At 58.7% G+C, this 18,547-nt stretch carries 16 protein-coding genes; 13 read left to right on the forward strand and 3 right to left on the reverse strand.

Annotation, left to right across the window (positions count from 1 at the left end; all coding sequences use genetic code 11):
* Window positions 1-107: 107 nt before the first annotated feature.
* The 7 genes from cmk (at window position 108) to GTO89_RS01540 (ending at window position 8,309) form a co-directional block, all read left to right on the forward strand.
* Window positions 108-794, forward strand: coding sequence for a (d)CMP kinase (gene cmk / locus GTO89_RS01510; protein ID WP_161260282.1), 687 nt, complete (start codon window positions 108-110; stop codon window positions 792-794).
* Window positions 791-1,471 carry a lysophospholipid acyltransferase family protein gene (locus tag GTO89_RS01515; protein WP_161260283.1) on the forward strand — a complete coding sequence of 227 codons (681 nt, stop codon included), beginning with the start codon at window positions 791-793 and terminating at the stop codon, window positions 1,469-1,471. The genes cmk and GTO89_RS01515 overlap by 4 nt, the downstream gene beginning before the upstream one ends.
* 319 nt (window positions 1,472-1,790) lie before the next feature.
* Window positions 1,791-2,174, forward strand: coding sequence for a GntR family transcriptional regulator (locus tag GTO89_RS01520; RefSeq protein WP_161260284.1), 384 nt, complete (start codon window positions 1,791-1,793; stop codon window positions 2,172-2,174).
* Entirely contained in the window at window positions 2,171-2,869 is a 699-nt protein-coding gene (locus tag GTO89_RS01525) for an ABC transporter ATP-binding protein (RefSeq protein WP_161260285.1), read from the forward strand. Before GTO89_RS01520 ends, GTO89_RS01525 begins: the two co-directional genes overlap by 4 nt.
* Window positions 2,866-3,606: a hypothetical protein gene (locus tag GTO89_RS01530; protein ID WP_161260286.1), complete on the forward strand. Its 741-nt coding sequence runs from the start codon at window positions 2,866-2,868 to the stop codon at window positions 3,604-3,606. Before GTO89_RS01525 ends, GTO89_RS01530 begins: the two co-directional genes overlap by 4 nt.
* Window positions 3,607-3,760: 154 nt before the next feature.
* Window positions 3,761-5,770 (forward strand): bifunctional 4-hydroxy-3-methylbut-2-enyl diphosphate reductase/30S ribosomal protein S1, encoded by a 2,010-nt coding sequence (locus GTO89_RS01535; RefSeq protein WP_235920156.1) that lies wholly within the window; start codon window positions 3,761-3,763, stop codon window positions 5,768-5,770.
* 85 nt (window positions 5,771-5,855) lie between these two features.
* A complete protein-coding gene (locus GTO89_RS01540; protein ID WP_161260287.1) occupies window positions 5,856-8,309 on the forward strand; it encodes a type IA DNA topoisomerase in 2,454 nt (817 codons plus the stop codon).
* Window positions 8,310-8,322: 13 nt separating this feature from the next.
* On the opposite strand, the gene GTO89_RS01545 is transcribed toward GTO89_RS01540, so the two are convergent.
* The 3 genes from GTO89_RS01545 to GTO89_RS01555 form a co-directional block, all read right to left on the reverse strand.
* The gene (locus GTO89_RS01545) at window positions 8,323-9,504 is read right to left on the reverse strand and encodes a glycosyltransferase (protein ID WP_161260288.1); all 1,182 of its coding nucleotides are present in this window, start codon (window positions 9,502-9,504) and stop codon (window positions 8,323-8,325) included.
* A gap of 129 nt (window positions 9,505-9,633) precedes the next feature.
* Window positions 9,634-10,407, reverse strand: a complete 774-nt coding sequence (locus tag GTO89_RS01550) for a hypothetical protein (RefSeq protein ID WP_161260289.1) — start codon at window positions 10,405-10,407, stop codon at window positions 9,634-9,636.
* 110 nt (window positions 10,408-10,517) lie between these two features.
* Window positions 10,518-11,954 carry a hypothetical protein gene (locus GTO89_RS01555; protein ID WP_161260290.1) on the reverse strand — a complete coding sequence of 479 codons (1,437 nt, stop codon included), beginning with the start codon at window positions 11,952-11,954 and terminating at the stop codon, window positions 10,518-10,520.
* A 181-nt stretch (window positions 11,955-12,135) separates the two neighbouring features.
* Here GTO89_RS01555 and GTO89_RS01560 point away from each other — a divergent pair, with 181 nt between their 5' ends.
* The 6 genes from GTO89_RS01560 (at window position 12,136) to thrB (ending at window position 18,547) form a co-directional block, all read left to right on the forward strand.
* Complete coding sequence (locus tag GTO89_RS01560; protein ID WP_161260291.1) at window positions 12,136-12,870, forward strand: hypothetical protein; 735 nt, start codon at window positions 12,136-12,138, stop codon at window positions 12,868-12,870.
* Window positions 12,871-13,042: 172 nt separating this feature from the next.
* Complete coding sequence (locus GTO89_RS01565; protein ID WP_161260292.1) at window positions 13,043-14,569, forward strand: phytoene desaturase family protein; 1,527 nt, start codon at window positions 13,043-13,045, stop codon at window positions 14,567-14,569.
* Between the two features lie 208 nt (window positions 14,570-14,777).
* On the forward strand, window positions 14,778-15,230 hold the full coding sequence (locus GTO89_RS01570; RefSeq protein ID WP_161260402.1) for an ACT domain-containing protein: 453 nt from the start codon (window positions 14,778-14,780) through the stop codon (window positions 15,228-15,230).
* Window positions 15,231-15,255: 25 nt separating this feature from the next.
* Window positions 15,256-16,545, forward strand: coding sequence for a homoserine dehydrogenase (locus tag GTO89_RS01575; RefSeq protein ID WP_161260293.1), 1,290 nt, complete (start codon window positions 15,256-15,258; stop codon window positions 16,543-16,545).
* A gap of 23 nt (window positions 16,546-16,568) precedes the next feature.
* Window positions 16,569-17,618 carry a threonine synthase gene (gene thrC, locus GTO89_RS01580; protein WP_161260294.1) on the forward strand — a complete coding sequence of 350 codons (1,050 nt, stop codon included), beginning with the start codon at window positions 16,569-16,571 and terminating at the stop codon, window positions 17,616-17,618.
* A gap of 2 nt (window positions 17,619-17,620) precedes the next feature.
* A complete protein-coding gene (gene thrB, locus GTO89_RS01585) occupies window positions 17,621-18,547 on the forward strand; it encodes a homoserine kinase (protein ID WP_161260295.1) in 927 nt (308 codons plus the stop codon).

Below are 18,547 nucleotides of genomic sequence, written 5' to 3' on the forward strand. Positions count from 1 at the left end.
ACGCTCCGCAGCGTTCGCTCGCTGACGCCGCTCCGCTCAAACCGCTCAGGCTGTCGACGCACCCTGCCAAACGAGCGAATCACGATACTGCGAAGGGGATAGAAATTGTGACCCACGCCGGAATCCAAGTAGCCATCGACGGTCCGGCCGGCGCCGGCAAGAGCACTGTTGCCCGGGAGTTGGCCAAACGCCTGGGCTATCTCTATATCGACACGGGCGCCATGTATCGCGCCTTGACCTGGCTCGCCTTGCAAAAGGGGATCGCCCTGTCTGACGACGCGGCGCTGGCGCGGCTCGCCGAAGCGGCCGATATTGTGCTGCTTCCCGTCCCGGGCGGTTTGACGGTTCTTGTCGACGGGCAGGATGTGACTGACGCCATCCGGACGACGGAGGTGTCTCGCCATGTCTCTCGTGTCTCCGCTGTGGCCGGCGTCCGTGTGCCTATGGTGCGCCTGCAGCAGAAGATGGCCATGCGGGGCGGCGTCGTCATGGATGGGCGCGATATCGGCACCCATGTGCTGCCCCAGGCGGAGGTCAAGGTCTTCCTGACCGCCTCTGTGGAGGAGCGCGCTCGACGCCGTTTCAAGGAGATGAGCCTGAAAGGCGCGGACGTGGATCTTGAACAATTGCGCGCCGACATGGAGCGGCGCGATCGGGAGGATATGACGCGGGAAACGGCGCCGCTCGTGCAAGCGGCTGACGCCGTCTACCTCGATACAACCGGCCTTGCCTTTGACGAGGTTGTGGGGCGCTTGCTGGATATGGTACATAGCCGGGCGGAGGATGGGCGATGACTGAATCGATCCGATCCACCGTTGCCGATCCGGAAGAAATGGAACGCCAGGGGATGGCCTCGGCCTATTGGCTCTACCGGTTTTTGCGGGCCTGTTTTCGCCTTCCTTTTCGATATTTTTGCCGTTGGCGGATCAGCGGACTGGAGCATGTGCCCATGGACGTCCCCCTGATCGTGGTCAGCAACCATGTTTCCAACTGGGACCCCGTCATCCTGGCCTGCGTCCTTCCCCGGCAGCTCCACTTTATGGCCAAGGCGGAACTGTTTAAGATCCCCCTTTTGTCCCAGGTGATGACCGTCTGTGGCGCCTATTCGGTGGACCGGGGAAAATCAGGTCGCCAGGCGCTGAAAAAATCGCTCGATATCCTGGAGCAGAACAAAGTGATCTGCATCTTCCCGGAAGGAACGCGGAGCAAGACCGGCGAAACGGGCGAGGCCAAGGCGGGCACCGCCATGATCGCCGCCAAATCGGGGGCCTATATTTTGCCGGTGGGCCTCCATAACAGCGGGAACGTCTTCTCCGGCGGGTGGTTTCGTCCTTTTTCCGTCGCGATCGGTCAGCCTTTCCGGATCGCCGCGGCGGAAGGGGAGCGGTTGTCGTCACAACGGTTGCATGAGATGTCCGATGATATGATGGAAAAAATCACGGAATTGGTGAATCGAGCGAAGGATATATAACAACAGGCGAATGAGTAGCCCCACCTTGTTTCCAGGGTGGGGCTTACGTTATGCTTTCTTTTTGCTCTGTCGGTTGCAGAGGCGGTTTTGGCGCGTACGTCTCTGCTTTGACCTAGAGTATATTGATCATCTTGCTTTGGGATGCACCAAATGCTGGCGTTTGCCGGTAAGGGACCACCTGGTCTTGATTATGGTTTCCACATATTGCATAAACGGAAGTGGGCCAAATGCCGTTGTTTATTGTGCATTAAGTGATATAATACACGTGCGATAGTTCCCGAATTCACAAACCACCATCCAAAAAGGGAAGGGGCATGCTGTGAACACAGAACATCTGGGCAGCCGCTTTCAACTGGACCTCTCGAAACCGCTTTATGAGCAGATACTCTATCAAATTCGTCATGCCGTGTCCAGAAAGGAAATCGCCCTCGGCGAGAAGATTCCATCCATTCGGGAAATGGCGCAGCAGTTGAAAGTGAACCCGAACACGGTGATGCGAGCCTACCAAGAATTGGAGCGAGACGGCTTGACCGAAACACGGCGCGGACAGGGAACTTTTATCACCACCTCCCCTGAAAAGATCAACCAGGTCCGGAAGATCCTCGCTGAAGACGCTATCAGAGGCTTTATCGCTTCCATGAAAGACTTAGGGATGGACCAAGCATCCGCCAAAAAAATGCTGGAGGAAGTAGATTGGTCATGAACAACGCTGTTGAGATTCAGGAACTTGTCAAAACCTATGGCCCCAAACGGATTCTCAATAGGCTGAGTGTCGAAATTCCTGCAGGAACGGTCACTGCTCTGCTGGGTCCTAACGGCGCCGGTAAATCGACACTTTTTAAAATCCTCGTGGGGCTGGCTCATGCTGACGCGGGTCAGGTCCGAGTGCTGGGCGAAGGCCCTTCTTGGCGACAAAATGCCGACATCGCCTACCTTCCCGATCGGGGACATTGGTATCCCTTTCAAACGGTTGGACAAGCGATCGCCTATGCCGAACAGGTCTTTCCGCGATTCAATCGAGCCTGGGCCGATCAGATGGCTGCCTTTACCGGACTCGATCTGACGATGAAAGTCAGCGCCCTTTCTAAGGGACAGGAGGCGCGTTTGCAATTGTTGCTCTGTCTTGGCCGGGAGGCCAAGTTGCTACTGCTCGATGAGCCCTTCTCCGGGATTGATCTGGTTTCTCGGGAACGCATCATCGAAACCCTCGTATTGACGATGAGTGAACGGCAAGACCAGACAATGGTGATCAGCACCCACGAAATCGCAAAGGCGGAAAGTCTCTTTGACCATGTGGTTTTTATCGATCACGGGAAGATTATCCAAGCGGAAAGAACGGACGATCTCCGTTCTCGCCGCCAGTCAGTCGAATCGACCTATAGGAGGTTATTTCATTGAATCCCTTTTGCGCATTGGTTGCCAATGATCTGAAGCTAAAGAAAGCCCGCCCTCACAGCCAGACGCTGTGGTGGAAAGCCTATATGGCGATGATTGGCGCGACAGGCATCGCCCTGTTCGCTTACGCCATCCTCCGGGGATTCCTGCATCCCGAAGACATGCTGAGTGGCATTCCCTTTTTATTGTTTCTCGGTTTTGGGCTATCGATCCGCACGCTGAAACAGGAATGGCACAATGGGACCGTCAGTTGGTGGCTTGCCTTGCCCTATTCACGGACGGTTTTGCTGGGAGCCAAGGCGGCATCCGCCTTTGTTCGCTTCCTCTACGCCCTCGCCAGCACACTGGCGGTATTTTTCCTGTTTACCATCACCGGCTTGTTTTTGCGTCCCGATATCTGGAATGGACAATCGCTGCATGGGTTGGTCGCTCATGCATTGCCGGGATTGTTGCTCTTGCTTGTCGCCAGTTCACTGCCGATCATGCTGGGCATCGTCTGGATCGTCGTGAGCAAATCGAGACTGAGACCGGTTCTGCCGGCGATTTGGTTGGCCGTCATCGCTTTAGGCACGTTCATTCCGAATTACTTTTTTCCCAAGGATAAGGCCGGCGGAATCAGCAGGCTGCCGGAAAGGATAACCTCAGCGTCGCTGATCGAAGCAGTCGCATTTATGGCGCTGATTGCCGTCCTCTGCTTTGTCTTTTCCAGCTATGTGCTGGAAAGGCACGTAGAAGTGTAAATAAATTGCTAAAATGAATGGATACCCTGAGAATCACGGAATATCCTATTTTAACCCGATACCCCTTTTCTTCTAAAATTCAGAGAGATTTTGAGAGTACAAGCAGGATTTATCCGTTTTATCACGAAAATAAAACCTGACGAACAGGGGAGTGATGGGTTTGCAAGTCCTCCTGGCGGAACACGCTGGGTTTTGTTTTGGTGTCCAACGGGCGCTCGATCAAGTGGAGAAGGAAGTCAGCCAAGGCAACCGGGTGGCCACCTTTGGGCCGCTGATCCACAACCCGCAGGTCGTTGAGCGTCTGGCCCAACAGGGTGTGGGAGAAGTGGAAGATCTCGAAGCGGCATCTCCCGGGCGGCTCGTCATCCGCTCTCACGGCGTCGGACCCGAGGTCTTCGAGCAGGCGAAACAGCGCGGCTTTGACATCGTTGATGCCACCTGTCCTTTCGTCCATAAGGTGCAGAAACTGGCCAAGGAGTTTACCGACCAGGGCTGCCAGGTGATCGTCGCTGGCGACCGGCATCATCCGGAAGTGCAGGGGATCGTCGCCTGGACGGGCGGCAAGGCCTTCGTCGTTGCCGACGAGCGAGAGGCGGAAGCCCTTGATCTTCGGGGTAAGGCGGCGTTAATCGCACAAACTACCCTAAAAGAGGCTACCTTGCGCCAAATCGAGTCGGCTTTGCGCGTCAAGGCTGATGATCTGGAAGTCCGCAACACCATCTGCGCAGCGACAAACAAGCGCCAGGAAGCGGCCCGGCGTTTGGCGGACGAAGTCGATGTGATCGTCGTTGTCGGCGGGCGCAACAGTTCCAACACAGCCAAGCTGGCCCAGATCTGCCAGAGCGCCGGCGTCCCCACCTACCATGTGGAGACAGCCGACGAGTTGGAACTGGATTGGTTTTTAGGCAAGCAAAAAGCGGGGGTAACTGCGGGGGCATCCACCCCCCGTTGGATAATCGAGGAGGTAGTACAAAGAATGACCGATGTGAACCAGGAACAGGCAACGACCGAACTGTTGGAACAAAATCAAGAAGTTCTTGAAGTCCAAGAGCCCGAGCAAGAAGTCGAGGATATGGACAAAATGTTCGCCGAATCCCTCAAGAAGATGGAAGAAGGCCAACTGATCACCGGTATTGTCGTCAAAGTCAGCCATGACGAGGTGCTCGTCGACGTGGCCGGCAAGTCGGAAGGCGTCATCCCCATGCGGGAACTGGCGACCCGGATTCCTAGCTCGGCTAGCGATATTGTCAAAGTGGGCGACGAAGTGAAAGTCGTCATTCTCAAGGCCGAATCGGAAGACGGCACCCTGGTCCTGTCCCGCCGCCGCGCCATCGAACGGGAGAAAGTTGTCGCCCTGCAAGAAGTCAAGGACCGGGGCGATATCATCACCGGCGAAGTCATTGCCGTCGTCAAGGGCGGCCTGCGCGTTGATGTGGGCGTCATCGGCTTTGTTCCCGCTTCCCAGGTGGAACGGGGCTACGTGGAAAATCTGGAAAAGTACATCGGCCAGACCCTGCGGATGAAGATCATGGAGATCGACACCCGCCGGAACAATGCCGTTTTGTCTCAAAAAGTTGTCCTGGAAGAAGAGTACAAAGAAGCCCGGACCAAGACATGGGAAGAGATCGAAGAAGGCCAGACCCGTCGCGGCGCTGTTCGTCGCCTGACCGACTTCGGCGCCTTTGTCGACCTGGGCGGTGTGGATGGCCTGCTCCACGTGTCTGAAATGTCCTGGGGCCGCATCAAGCATCCCAGCGAAGTCGTCAAAGAAGGCGACGTCATTGACGTCTATGTCCTCAAAGTCGACCGCGAGAAGGAAAAGGTATCCCTCGGTCTCAAGCAGGTGCTGCCCAATCCTTGGAGCACCGTTACCGAGAAATACCCCATCGACTCCATCATCACCGTCACCGTTGTCCGTCTCACCCCCTTTGGCGCCTTTGCCGAATTGGAGCCGGGCGTTGACGGCCTGATTCACATCTCCCAACTGGCTGACCGCCGCGTCAACAAACCGGAAGATGTCGTCTCTGTCGGCGAGCAGGTCAAGGTGAAAGTTCTCGACATCAAGGAAGCCGAGCGCCGCATCTCCCTGAGCATGCGCGCCGCCAAAGAGGAAGAGGCCAACGCCGAAGTCCAGGAATACATGGACAATCAGGACCAAGAGTAAGGTCATCGTCATTGAGTTGAAATACCGTGGGTAGCCAAGCGGGGCAGAGGATGCCCCGCTTTTCTCATCCCCGGGGGAGGACGTTTTGAAGATACTGATCATTGCCGAGAAACCTAGCGCCGCCGAAGCCATCGCCGAAGCCGCCGCCGGTTCCTTTCAAAAGAAGCGCGGGTACCTGGAAAGCGCCGACTATTATGTCACCTGGGCTGTCGGCCATCTGGTCCAACTGGCTGAGCCGGAGGACTACCGTTCCAGCCTCAAGCGCTGGCGTTTCAATGATCTTCCGATCATCCCTGATTTTCAACTGCGGCCGGTAAAAAAGACCGAATCCCAGTTGAAGACCATCGCGTCACTGGCCAAAAAGTGCCGGGGTTTGATCAACGCCTGTGACGCCGCCCGGGAAGGGGAACTGATCTTCCGCTACATCGTCGCCTACCTGCGCCTGGAAGGAATGCCGGCCTGGCGGCTGTGGACAGCTTCCCTCACCGGCGAAGCGATTCGGGCGGCCATGGCCGAATTGCAGCCGCTGCAACGGTATGACAACCTGTTCAAATCGGCCCGTTGCCGAAGCGAGGGCGACTGGCTGATCGGCATCAACGCCACCCGGGCCTTCACAACCCGCTTTGGCGAATTGCTCTCTCTGGGCAGGGTGCAGACGCCGGTGCTGGCCATGATCTGTGAGAACCGTCGCCGGCGAGACGCCTTTGTCCCGGAGATCTACTGGGAGGTCTGGGCGCGCTTTCAGGGTGACGGCTGTGACTACCGGGGCGTGTGGTTGCAGGATAAAGGGGAGACGCGCCGCCTCAGTGAGCGGGAGAAAGGGGAGGCCATCGCCGCCGCCGTCAACGGCCGCCAAGGCGAGGTCTGCCAGGTGGATGAAAAAGAGTCCCGCGAGCTCCCTCCCCGGCTCTATGACCTGACGACACTGCAGCGCGAGTGCAACCGCCTCTTCGGTTTTTCCGCCAGCAAGACCCTGAAGATCGCTCAAGAACTGTATGACAGCAAGTTCATTACATATCCTCGCACCAACAGCCGCTTTGTCGACCGGCACGGCCTGTCCTTGCTCCGGCGCGTTGTCTCCCATCTAGCGAATCACCCGGTCTATGGCCCCTTCGTCGCCAGGGGGAATCCGCAACTGGTCCATGAGCGCAACCGGAATATCTGCCGCCCGGAGGCGGTTGAAGACCACCACGCCCTGCTTCCCACGTCGCTCGTGCCCTCCGGGCTGGTGGGGGACAAGCAGAAGGTCTATGACCGGATCGTCCGTCGGGTGCTCGCCCATTACTATCTGCCCGCTCGCTACCGGGAACGGGTCGTCTTGACTGCCGTACCGGATGGGACCCTATCCGGCAACGAGACGACCGTCGCTGCGCCGCCCAAGGCGTCTGCTGATCGGGGCGTCCATCTCTTCCGGAGCTCGGAGAAAGCCATCGTCGACCCTGGCTGGAAGGTCGTCGACGGCGGCTGGGCGCCGCCGAAAGCACAGGAACGACTGCCGGAGCGCGCCGGCTTGACGGTGCGCTGCGCCGGCGCAGAGGTGCTGGAGAAGCAGACAGAACCGCCGAAGGCCTATACGGAGGGCAGCCTCCTGGCGGCCATGGAGACAGCCGGCAAGCAACTGGACGATGAGGAACTGCGGGAGATCATGAAGGATGCCGGTCTGGGAACGCCGGCCACTCGGGCCGCCACCATTGAACGGCTGAAAGAGGTCGGCTACATCGAACTGCAGGGCAAGCAGATCGAACCGACGCCCAAGGGGATGGCCCTCGTCAGTTTAGTCGAAAAGTCCGACATTCCTGTTCTCCTCTCGGCAGAGATGACAGGCCGCTGGGAGAAGTACCTGAACGAGATCGCCCGCGGCAACGGCCAGCCCGCCGAGTTTAACCGCCGCGTATCCGACCTGGCTGTCCACCTGGTCAAGCAATTGGAGAGGGCCGAGAAAACCTGGTATGACAAGGGCGCCTGCGCCCGGCGGCTCGCCACCTGCCCGCGCTGCGGCGGCGCCATCGTGGAAAATCGCAAGGCCTATGCCTGCGCCAACTGGAAGGATGAAAACTGCCCCGTCACGATCTGGAAGACCTTCCGTGGCAAGCGGATCACCGAGAAGACGGCGCTGGCTTTGTTGGAGAAGGGGCGCTCGCCGCGCCTGCGTTTTTACACCAAAGAAAAAAAGCCCTATCCGGCGGTGATCGTCTTTGACGCCCAGACAGGGACAATGAATATCGAATTTTCTTCGGCCGCGACGAAGTCGACGAAATCGGCGAAGGCGACAAAGGAACAAACACCCAAAGCCCCCAAAGCGCCGAGGGTCCGGAAATCAAGTGCGGTAAAAACACCGGAAGAACCGAAGGCGCCCACGGGATCTAAATCGCTGAAAGCAACGGAAACGACGGACCTATCGGACGCAACAGCGACGGAAACAACAACGGTTATCGAAACGATGGAATCGGGAAATCATCCCGCAAACGAAGAGAAGCCTCGCCGTCGCCGGACCAAAAAGGACGGGACAGGCGGAGACGGTGCAAAAAGTGTCTCCTGATCCGGAACCTGGTTCAGTGCAACCGGCGCGCCGGCGCTGCCGCTTCCACCCACTCCAGAAGCGTTTTCGCCCGGTTCTCCCACGTCATCGCCGCGACGGCGTCTCGGCATTTCTGCGAGCGTTCGGGCGACCAGTCGAAAAGCGCCTTCTCCAACAGGGCTATCACTTCCTCATGCCCTTGGCCCACGTAAATGGCATCTCGAAAACGCAAGGCGCTTGGCAAGGCTGTCGATAGAACAGGCTTGCCTGTCGCCATGTACTCATACAGTTTCAAGGGGTCTGAGGCCAGTGAGTGGGGCGCGTAGTTTCGGGGCAACAATAGAACATCGAATTGGTGCAAAAAATGAGGCACCCGTTGCGGCGGTACAGGACCAGTGAACGCCACCCGAGGGTGGTCGGTCAATCGCGCGAACAGGTCGCGAGAAATGGCCTCCTGAACGACGGGACCGGCCATGACCAGCGTGCCCTTGGCCATCCTGTCCGCTATCTTTAAGAGCAGTTCCAGGTCAATCCAACTGGTGATGGCGCCGACGAAACCGATCAGGGGCCGTTCCAGTCCCCGCAACTCGGCAATTTCCTTTGAATAGTCAGGGCAGTAGGAGTAACGGCGTACATCCACCCCGTTCGGCAGCAGCTTGATTTTTTCCGGCTGTTGATTGGCGAGTTTCTGATAGAGATAATCGGAGACAACTGTCGCAACGGCAGACCTGGCGAGCAAGGCGGCAAAAAAAGCTTCCAGCATGGCCTTCTCCCTTGGTGAGATGCCGGGAAAAGCAAGGTTGTCGTCAAGGATGTCCAGCGCCATCAGCGGCGCGCCCAGCGCTTCCGCCGTCTCATAGGACTGGGCGATGCCGCCGGAGGACACATATAACAGGCTTTCTCTTCTCCAGTCTTCGCCGAGAATGGATGCGATGAAGCCGTTCAACTGACGGAGGGTCCAACGATGTTTGACCTTTCCCAAACCGAAGGATGCGGGGACGGTTTCAAGGGGCCGCGTGCATACATGAACAGCCTCGTCTTCGACCGATGTCCAGCGAAAGCGCAAGGCGTAGTTTTCCTTTTGGGCACGTGAGAAACCGACACTGGGGTTGATGAAGACCGGCCTGACGCCGGAAAAGGCTTTTGTCATGGAACGCATCGTGTCACTGATCTGATCGTCATGCCAGGGGTAGGGGTGCATCCCCAATACAATCACGTTCTTGATTCTGTTGATGACGTATCCATCCCTTCCCTTACATATAAAGTCATTATTAAATTAAACCATAAATATACAATAAAAACAAGCCCTCCGACAGCTGAGCCGGAGGGCTTGTGGCGTTATAACTCACTCTTCTTTTTTCTCTCGATTGACCGGTTCTTCGTTGCCGCTGTCCTCTTCGATGACACCCTCCACCGTCTCTTCCCTGTCGCTCATGGTCATCATGGCCTCTTCTGCGGCGGCGTCACTCTCGTCATCCGCCGCGAAGACGGGCAGGTCGGCAATCGCATCATCGGGTGCAGGCGCGGCGGTAAGCGCCGCATCGGGACCAAAGGTCACCTTGATTGACGAGGTAGGGGAGGGCTTTTCTTCGGCGCTCATCGGGATGATCAGCGTGGGACGCCGGCTGGGGCGCGGGAGTGACCGGCTGCTGGGGGGGCGAGTCGGTGTGGGAGATGGGGCCGGACCAACCTCTGGCATCCAACGGGCCGGTTGCTCCACCGGGGAGAGATCGGCCGGCATCGGGTTTCCGAGAGCGCCGGGGATCTCCGGCGCTCCCGGCGTCAGCAGCATCCCAGGCATGACCGGCATGGGGTACCAGGGTTGCGGAACCGGTTGCATCGACGCCGGGGAGGTCGTTCCGCAGCCAGGATAGGTTCCCTGCCAATATTCACGCGGATCGATTGTCCCCATCATGTCCGAGACCGTACCCCGCATATCGTGGTAAAGGCGGGAATACATTTCGGCGCAGCGATCCTGCACCATCCGGCAGACGTGACGATGCATGGCCTGCAGCAGATAGGGCTCCTGCGGGCAGGCGTACCGGCAGTCGGGTTGCCGTCGCGCCGGCGACAGGCCCATCGTGTCTTCGGGGCCACAGGAATATGTGCGATCAGACATGAAACAGAATCCCCCTCACAAGTCGGCGGCAAAATCCGTAGTCTCCATTTCGCTACCATACTATGAAGGGGGATAGGAAAAGGTTAGAAAAAAGTCAGGCCCAGAAAAAGTCAGCGCGGCCGGTCATTGACGCGGTAATTTCTTTGATCAGCCTGATGCCAGGCGATGCCGATGGCGCCGAAGCCTGTCCCATCGGGCCGGTGACGGACGATCCATGCCGGATCGAGCGGTTTGCCTTTGAGGGCGATGGTCGCTTGAAAAGGGTCGCTGCAAGAAAAGGTGATGCCGCGGATGTCATTGATCTCAGGAGTGTAACTCCCAAGGTGGGGATCGTCGATGGCCGATATGTCGATGGTTACGGCGCCGCTGACGTCATCCCGAACAGCCGTCCAGCGCACAAAGAGGTCGGCCAGGTTGTAGCGCAGCAGCCGCGAGGTGCGGGCGACCAGGATCTCGCCTTGTTCCTGCTCGCGAGCGAGTAACTGAAGCGGTTCGTATTCGAGGGGACGAAAGGGCGGATTCAGGTTGGACGGTCCCCCGAGGTGCTGGGCAAAGGCGGCGTAGCCGCCGCTTTCCTTCAGTTGACGGAAGTTCTCGGTGTTTAACTGTTCCTTGAGCAGGTGTGGGCTCCAGATCCAGCGAGGACTGTTTTGCCCGTCCAAACCCTTATTCGTATACCGGTAGAATCCCCACATGCGTCGTCCGTCCCGCAGGGTGCGCCGGTAGATCAGGCTGGGGCGGCTGAGACGGGACTCGAAGGAACCGCGCGTCGAGCCCCAGACGAAGCGGATGTTGGGCAGCAGGTCGGTGTGGTAATAGGGAGAGGCGGGGTCGTCGCCGGCCTGGTAGTGGAGATCGTCGCGATCGGCGCCGCCGAAGTTTTGCACATTGGCGTTGTTGCCGTGATCGATCCAGACTTCGAAGCGCTTGTCCATTCCTGTTCGCTGCCATTCCTTCACAGCCGCTTCGGCCAAAGAGCGAGCGAAACGCACATCGGCCGGGTTTGTGCGGGTGAAATCGCCGTAGGAGTGGATCGAATCGATCCAGCCGCAACGCAGGTAATGGCTGATGGCGTCCGCGCAGTAAGGCTGTTGGCTTGTCCCCTTCCGATAGGTCATCTGGCAGGTCATGTCGCGTCCGTCAGGATGCACCTTGGCCACCACATCTGTGGCGTTGTACATCCAGAAGGAATCGCTGATATCCAAACCCAACCCTTGGCCCATGGCCGTCATCGTTTGGGTGTTGAGGTATTCGTGAATGGCGCCGAATTCGTCCAGGGTGGAGCCGTCAATGTCTGAGGTGATCGCCACAGCGGCCCGGTACGGATAGGGAAACTTCCGCCGGCTCAGCCGGAACCCCGAGAGATCGACCCAGCGGCCTGGCTGGTTGATCGGAAGCGGTTCTGCCATGGGGTCTTCCGGGACGATACTCTGGGCGACCGCCGGCGCAACGGACAGACGCCGGCGCAGCCCGTAAGCCGCCAAGCCGATGCCGCAGGCCCCGGCAAGACCCAGGAAGGTCCTGCGGTTAAACATACGGTCTAACATATAATTGTCCCCTCGATGATGGCATTCGTCTTTTCGACGTCAGCCTAGAAGTATAGCAAAAGTATAGCAAAGATTATGTCTTTGCGGGTCCATCGAGGGCGAAAAAAGGTTTTCCCTTACTGACAAAAAGGCAGTCTGAGTGAAAAAGCAACAATAGAACCGCACTGAGGGGAGGGAGAAGATGCAGAAAACGCCGCGGTCCCTGGGGAGAGCGCTGCTCCGAACGGCGGGGCACCTCTGGTTGATGGTCTTTCTGATCGCGCCTTCCTTCCTCTTCGTTTCGCCGGCACAGGCCTTTGAAGCCCTTTTTCCCGCACACCGGTTCACGTCGATCCGGCCCGACGGGCCGGTGCTGGCCCTGGATCAGAGCATCCGCATCTATGGGAGGCTCTTTCACGCCGGGCAGACGGATTACTTTACCGTTCATGGGCAGAGCGGAGAAGAACTGCGCCTCGAACTGGCCGTTCCGCGCCTGGATGGGTTGGAGCAGTTTCGCCCATCCATCGCCGTCATCGGACCAGGATTGCCGATGGGTGATCGTGACGGAACCTATTTCACCGTCCCCAACGGACTCGGCGCCCATGTCATCGAGCCGGCGGCGCGAGAGCGGGAGTTGGTCGACGCCATGTCGGGCGCGCCCTTTCGGCTGACACAGGCCTTCCAATTCCGCCTGCCTGCCGCCGCCGATTACTATATCGCTGTTTTTGACAAGTCCGGGGAGCGGGGAAAGTATGTCCTTCACCTGGGACCGGCCGAGGAAACAAGCGTCGTCACGGCGCTCCGGCATCCGATCCGATTTTTTGAGATCCGCGCTTGGTACCATCCAACCCAACTGTTGGCCGTTTTTGCGCTGGCGGTCATGGCCTCGGCTGTCTTTTTCGCCGCCTGGCTCGGGCGAAGGAGAAAAAGAAAGTAGTTTCACACCGGCAGGATCAGTCCTTTCGGACGAACAGCGCGATTCCCGTTCCCGTAGAAGATAGACCGATAAGTTAGGACGTTTTTCCTAGCTTTGGGTATTGCACAAACCTTAAAAATCTGATAACTTTATTTATTAGGAATGATTACTGAAATTTTTTGGAGTGATACATATGACGAATAACAAAAAAGCGATCGTCGTCGGCGCCGGCGCCGGCGGTTTAAGCGCTGCTGTCCGCTTGGCCCACCAGGGTTGGGATGTGACGGTGCTGGAAAAGGAAGCCGCTCCGGGCGGTCGACTGGGCGCCATTGAGGAAGCGGGATACACCTTTGACATTGGTCCGACGATCATGATGATGGATGATGTCTTTCGCGACTTTTTCGCCGAAGTGGGCCGGAATATCGACGATTACCTGGAGTTGGTCCGCCTCAACCCCCTGTACCGGCTCAACTACCAGGACGGCACCGTCATGGCGCTGCCCAGTGACATGAAGGCACTCCTTGACGAGATCCGCCGCATCAACCCCGATGATGTGGATGGGTATCTGCAGTTCCTCTCCCAGATCCACAGCCGGTACATGGCGGCGCGCAAAAAGTTCATCGAAAAGCCCTTGAACAAGCTGGAAGAGTTCTTGACCCTGGACACGCTGACCGGCATGGTCCAGTTGAAGACGCTGAACAACATGTACTCTGATATCAGTCGCTTCATTAAAGACGAGCGCTTGCGCATCGCCCTCACCTTCCAGTCCATCTACCTGGGGATCTCGCCCTTTGACGCCCCTTCCATCTATACGATCATCGCCTACGTGGAGCATGGCGTGAGCGGCGTCTGGTACCCCAAGGGCGGCATGAACGCCATCGGCAAAGCCCTTGTCCGTCTGTTGGGCGAGTTTGGCGGCAAACTGCGCCTGAATGCGGATGTCCAGTCCATCGTCATCGAGGGCGGGCGGGCGCGCGGCGTGCGCCTGGCCAACGGCGAAGAGCTGCGCGCCGATGTGGTCATCTCCAACGTCGACTTCCCCACCTCGATGGAGACGCTGATCGCGCCGGAACACCGGGGCAAATACACGCCCCAGAAGCTGGAGAGCATGACCAACTCCTGCGGCGCCCTCATGCTCTATCTCGGCGTCAATCGCCGGTATGAGAACCTGGATGTCCATAACATCTACTTCACCCGCGACTACAAAGAGACGTTGGACCAGATCTTTGAGCAGGATGCCTTGCCCGATGATCCGGCCATTTACCTGTATTCGCCGACGCGGATCGATCCGTCTGTTGCGCCCCAGGATAAAGAACTCATCTATGTGCTCGTTCCTGTGCCCAACCTGTCGAGCGGCATCGACTGGGAGACGGAATTGCCCCGATTCCGCGAAAAGGTGATCGCCAAGCTGGAGCGAGCCGACCTGCCCGATCTGCGCCAGCACATCGAGTTCGAAAAGATCTATACGCCCCACACCTTCAAGCAGCGCTTCAACCTCTTCCAGGGGGCGGCCTTCGGTTTGGCGCCGACGCTGCTCCAGTCGGGTTACTTCCGTCCCCACATCTCCTCTGACGATGTGGAGAACCTCTACTTTGTCGGCGCCAGCGTCCATCCTGGCGGCGGGGTGCCTGTCGTCATGACCTGCGGCAAGCTGGCAGCCGATCTGATCCTGAAGGAAAACGGCGCGCCAGCGGTCCAATGGCCGAAGCCAGCCGTGTAGCCGGAGAGACGACGAAAAAAATAACGTTGTAAACCAGAAGGTGAGAATAATAAGGAAAGCGTGGCCTCTTCATGAGCGGCCACGCTTTTTCACATCGAGGGGAAATTTTATGAATTCTTATCTTGGGGTTGCCGAAGTGCAGACAAAACCGATATAATGTCTACCATACAGAGAAACATTCCTCCCCAGATGGACAGAGGTGAAATCAGTGAACGATGGGGGAAAGCGTTTCTACCTGGTCGACGGCGACATCCTTCCAGAAGCGATCCTGAAGACGGCTTTGGTCAACGAGATGTTGGCCAAAGGCGAGGTGACCAAGGTGAGTGAAGCGGTCGAAAAGGTGGGTCTCAGCCGGAGCGCCTACTATAAATATAAGGACGGCGTTCTGCCTTTTCGGGAAACCGGACGTTCCAACATCGTATCGGTCAGCCTGATGCTCGAACACCACCCCGGCATCCTCTCGCGGGTGCTCAACACGGTGGCGGCGATGGAGGGCAATATCCTGACGATCAACCAGTCCGTTCCGGAAAAAGGCCTTGCGCCTGTGGCTTTTGTGTTGGATAGAAGCCGGATGTCTGTCGACCTGCCGCGGCTCCTGGCCGAACTGAGGCAGTTGACCGGCGTTCGGAGCGCCCAGTTGGTGGGCAGCGAAGAGGAATAGCGGAAGAATAAGTGAGGTGCATCGAATGAAACAACCTATCATGGTCGGTTTGCTCGGGCTGGGAACGGTCGGCGGCGGCGCCCTGCGCATCCTGCAAAACCGGGTCGAGGACATCGCCCAGCGTTTGGGCCGGCCTGTGCAGGTCAAAAAAGTGCTCGTCCGCAACCTGCAGAAACCGCGGCCGGTGGTCATCGATCCGGCCCTGTTGACCGACAACCCCGCCGATATCCTGGAAGACCCTGAGATCTCCATCGTTGTCGAACTCATGGGGGGCATTCATCCCGCCCTTGATTATATCCGATCGGCCCTGAAAGCGGGCAAAAATGTGGTCACCGCCAACAAGGACCTGATGGCCGTCCATGGCCGGGAACTCTTTGCACTGGCGGAAGCGAAGGAACTGGATCTGGAGTTCGAAGCCTCCGTCGCCGGCGGCATCCCCATCATCCGTCCCCTCAAGGTCTGCCTGGCCGCCAACCGCATTGAGGAACTGAAAGGCATCATCAACGGCACGACCAACTTCATCCTGACGAAGATGACCCAGGAAGGCAGCGATTTCGGCGAGGTGCTGAAGGAAGCCCAGGCGCTGGGCTATGCCGAGGCCGATCCGACGGCTGATGTGGAGGGTCTCGACGCCGCCCGCAAGCTGGCCATCCTGGCCTCGATCGCCTTCAACTCCCGGATCACCCTGAATGACGTCTATGTCGAAGGGATCACCAAGGTGACGGCCCGCGACATCCAATACGCCCGCCAGATGGGCTACACGATCAAACTGCTCGGCATTGCCAAAGAGGTGGAAGGCAAGGTGGAGGCTCGCGTCCATCCGGCCATGATCCCTGACTGCCACCCCCTGGCCGCCGTTAACGACGCTTTCAACGCCATCTTTGTCAAAGGTGACGCCGTCGGCGAGACCATGTTCTACGGCCGCGGCGCCGGTGACATGCCGACCGGCAGCGCCGTCGTCGGCGATATCATCGATGTGGCCCGCAACATCATCAACGGCCACACGGGCCGCATCTCTTGCACCTGCTACCACCAAAAGCCGGTCCGCACGATCGGCGAGATCGAGTGCAAATACTTCCTGCGCCTGGTGGTGACCGAGAAGCCCGGCGTACTTGCCTCCATCGCCGGCGTCTTTGGCGACCAGGGCGTCAGCATCCAGACGCTGATCCAGCAGGAGACGATGGGCGACAACGCCGAGATCGTGCTGGTCACCCATCCTGTCCGCGAAGACAACCTGAAAAAAGCGCTGCAAACGCTGTCGGAAATGCCGATTGTCGAGCGCGTCGGCAGTGTCATCCGCGTGGAGCGCGGTTGAAGAAGCGAGAGGAGAAAGAACCAATGATTAGGCAGGGCATCATCCCTACATTTAAAGAATATTTGCCGGTGACCGACAAGACGCCCATGGTGTCCCTCTGTGAGGGCAACACGCCCCTCATTCCGGCGCCGCGGCTGTCGAAACAGATCGGCGCGGAACTCTACTTCAAATATGAGGGCCTCAACCCGACGGGCTCCTTCAAAGACCGGGGCATGGTGATGGCCGTCGCCAAGGCCGTGGAAGAGGGCGCCCAGGCGATCATGTGCGCCTCCACGGGCAACACCTCGGCCGCCGCCGCCGCCTATGCCGCCCGCTGCGGCATCAAGTGCATCGTCCTCATTCCGGAAGGCAAGATCGCCCTCGGCAAGCTGGCCCAGGCGCTGATCTACGGCGCCAAGGTCATCGCCATCGAGGGCAACTTCGATGAAGCCCTGAAGATCGTTCGCGACATCTGCGCCAAACACCCCATCACCCTGGTCAACTCGGTCAACCCCTACCGGATTGAAGGGCAGAAGACGGCGGCCTTCGAGGTCTGCCAGCAACTGGGCGACGCGCCCGATTACCTGGCCATCCCCGTCGGCAACGCCGGCAACATCACGGCCTACTGGAAGGGCTTTGTCGAGTGGAAACAGGCCGGCCAGGTGGATAAGACACCCAAGATGATCGGCTTTGAAGCGGAAGGCGCCGCCGCCATCGTCTTCGACCGCGTGATTGAAAAACCGGAGACGGTGGCGACGGCCATCCGCATCGGCAACCCCGCCTCCTGGCAGGGCGCCGTGGCGGCCGCCCGCGACTCCGGCGGCTTCATCGATTATGTGACTGACGAAGAGATTCTCGAAGCCTATGGCATGCTCGCATCTCAAGAAGGCATCTTCTGCGAACCGGCGTCAGCGGCTTCCCTGGCCGGTGTGATCAAAAAACGCAAGGCCGGCATCCTGCCGGAAGGGGCGAAGATCGTCTGCGTCCTCACCGGTCATGGCCTGAAAGACCCTGACAATGCGATCAAAACGGTGTCCGGCGGCCCGATCATGGTGCCGGCCACAGAAGAGGCTGTTCTGCGGGAGGTTTTTTAACGATGCGCCAAGCCGCCTCTCCCACGGTGCGTGTGATCGTTCCGGCGACGACGGCTAATCTGGGGCCCGGTTTTGACTCCCTGGGTATGGCCCTCGATCTCTACAACCATGTGGAATTGACAGAAACGGGCGAGGGGTTTGTCGTCGACGTGGAAGGGGAAGGCGCTGCCACCATCCCCAGAAACGAGACGAACATCGTCTTGCGCGTGGCCCGGCAAGTCTACAGCCTGTCCGGGCGAACGCCTGCTGGCCTGAAGCTCAAACTGATCAACGAGATCCCCGTGGCCCGTGGCCTCGGCTCCTCGGCGGCGGCGTTAGTCGGCGGCGCCGTGGCGGCCAACGAACTCTGCGGCAATCAACTCAGCGATCAGGAGATCCTGGAGATCGTCACCGGCTTTGAAGGCCACCCCGACAATGTGGCGCCGGCGCTTTTCGGCGGTGTCGTTGTTTCGGCCATGATCGCCGAGGGCGACCGGTCGGAAGTGGTCAGCCGCAAAATCCCGCCGCCCTATGGGATGCGCGCCATCGTCGCCATCCCCGATTTTCCCCTGGCCACCAAGAAGGCCCGCAACGCCCTGCCGGCCCAGGTGCCCTTCAAAGACGCCGTTTTTAACGTGTCGCGGACCAGCATGGTCATCATGGCCTTTATCCACAACGACTGGGACTTGCTGGGGAAGGTGATGGAGGACCGCCTGCACCAACCCTACCGGGAGACGCTGATCCCCGGCATGGGCGATGTCTTCGCCGCAGCCCGGGAGGCGGGCGCGCTGGCGGCGGTGCTGAGCGGCGCCGGCCCGACGCTGATCGCCTTTGCCCGGGAAAACACCGTCGAAGTTGCCAAGGCGATGGAAGAAACCTTCGCCCGTCATGGCGTCGCCTGTATGACAAAAGAATTAAAACCCTGCGCCGTCGGCGCAAAGGTGATATAA

This window comes from Heliomicrobium gestii (assembly GCF_009877435.1).
Lineage (GTDB): Bacteria > Bacillota > Desulfitobacteriia > Heliobacteriales > Heliobacteriaceae > Heliomicrobium > Heliomicrobium gestii.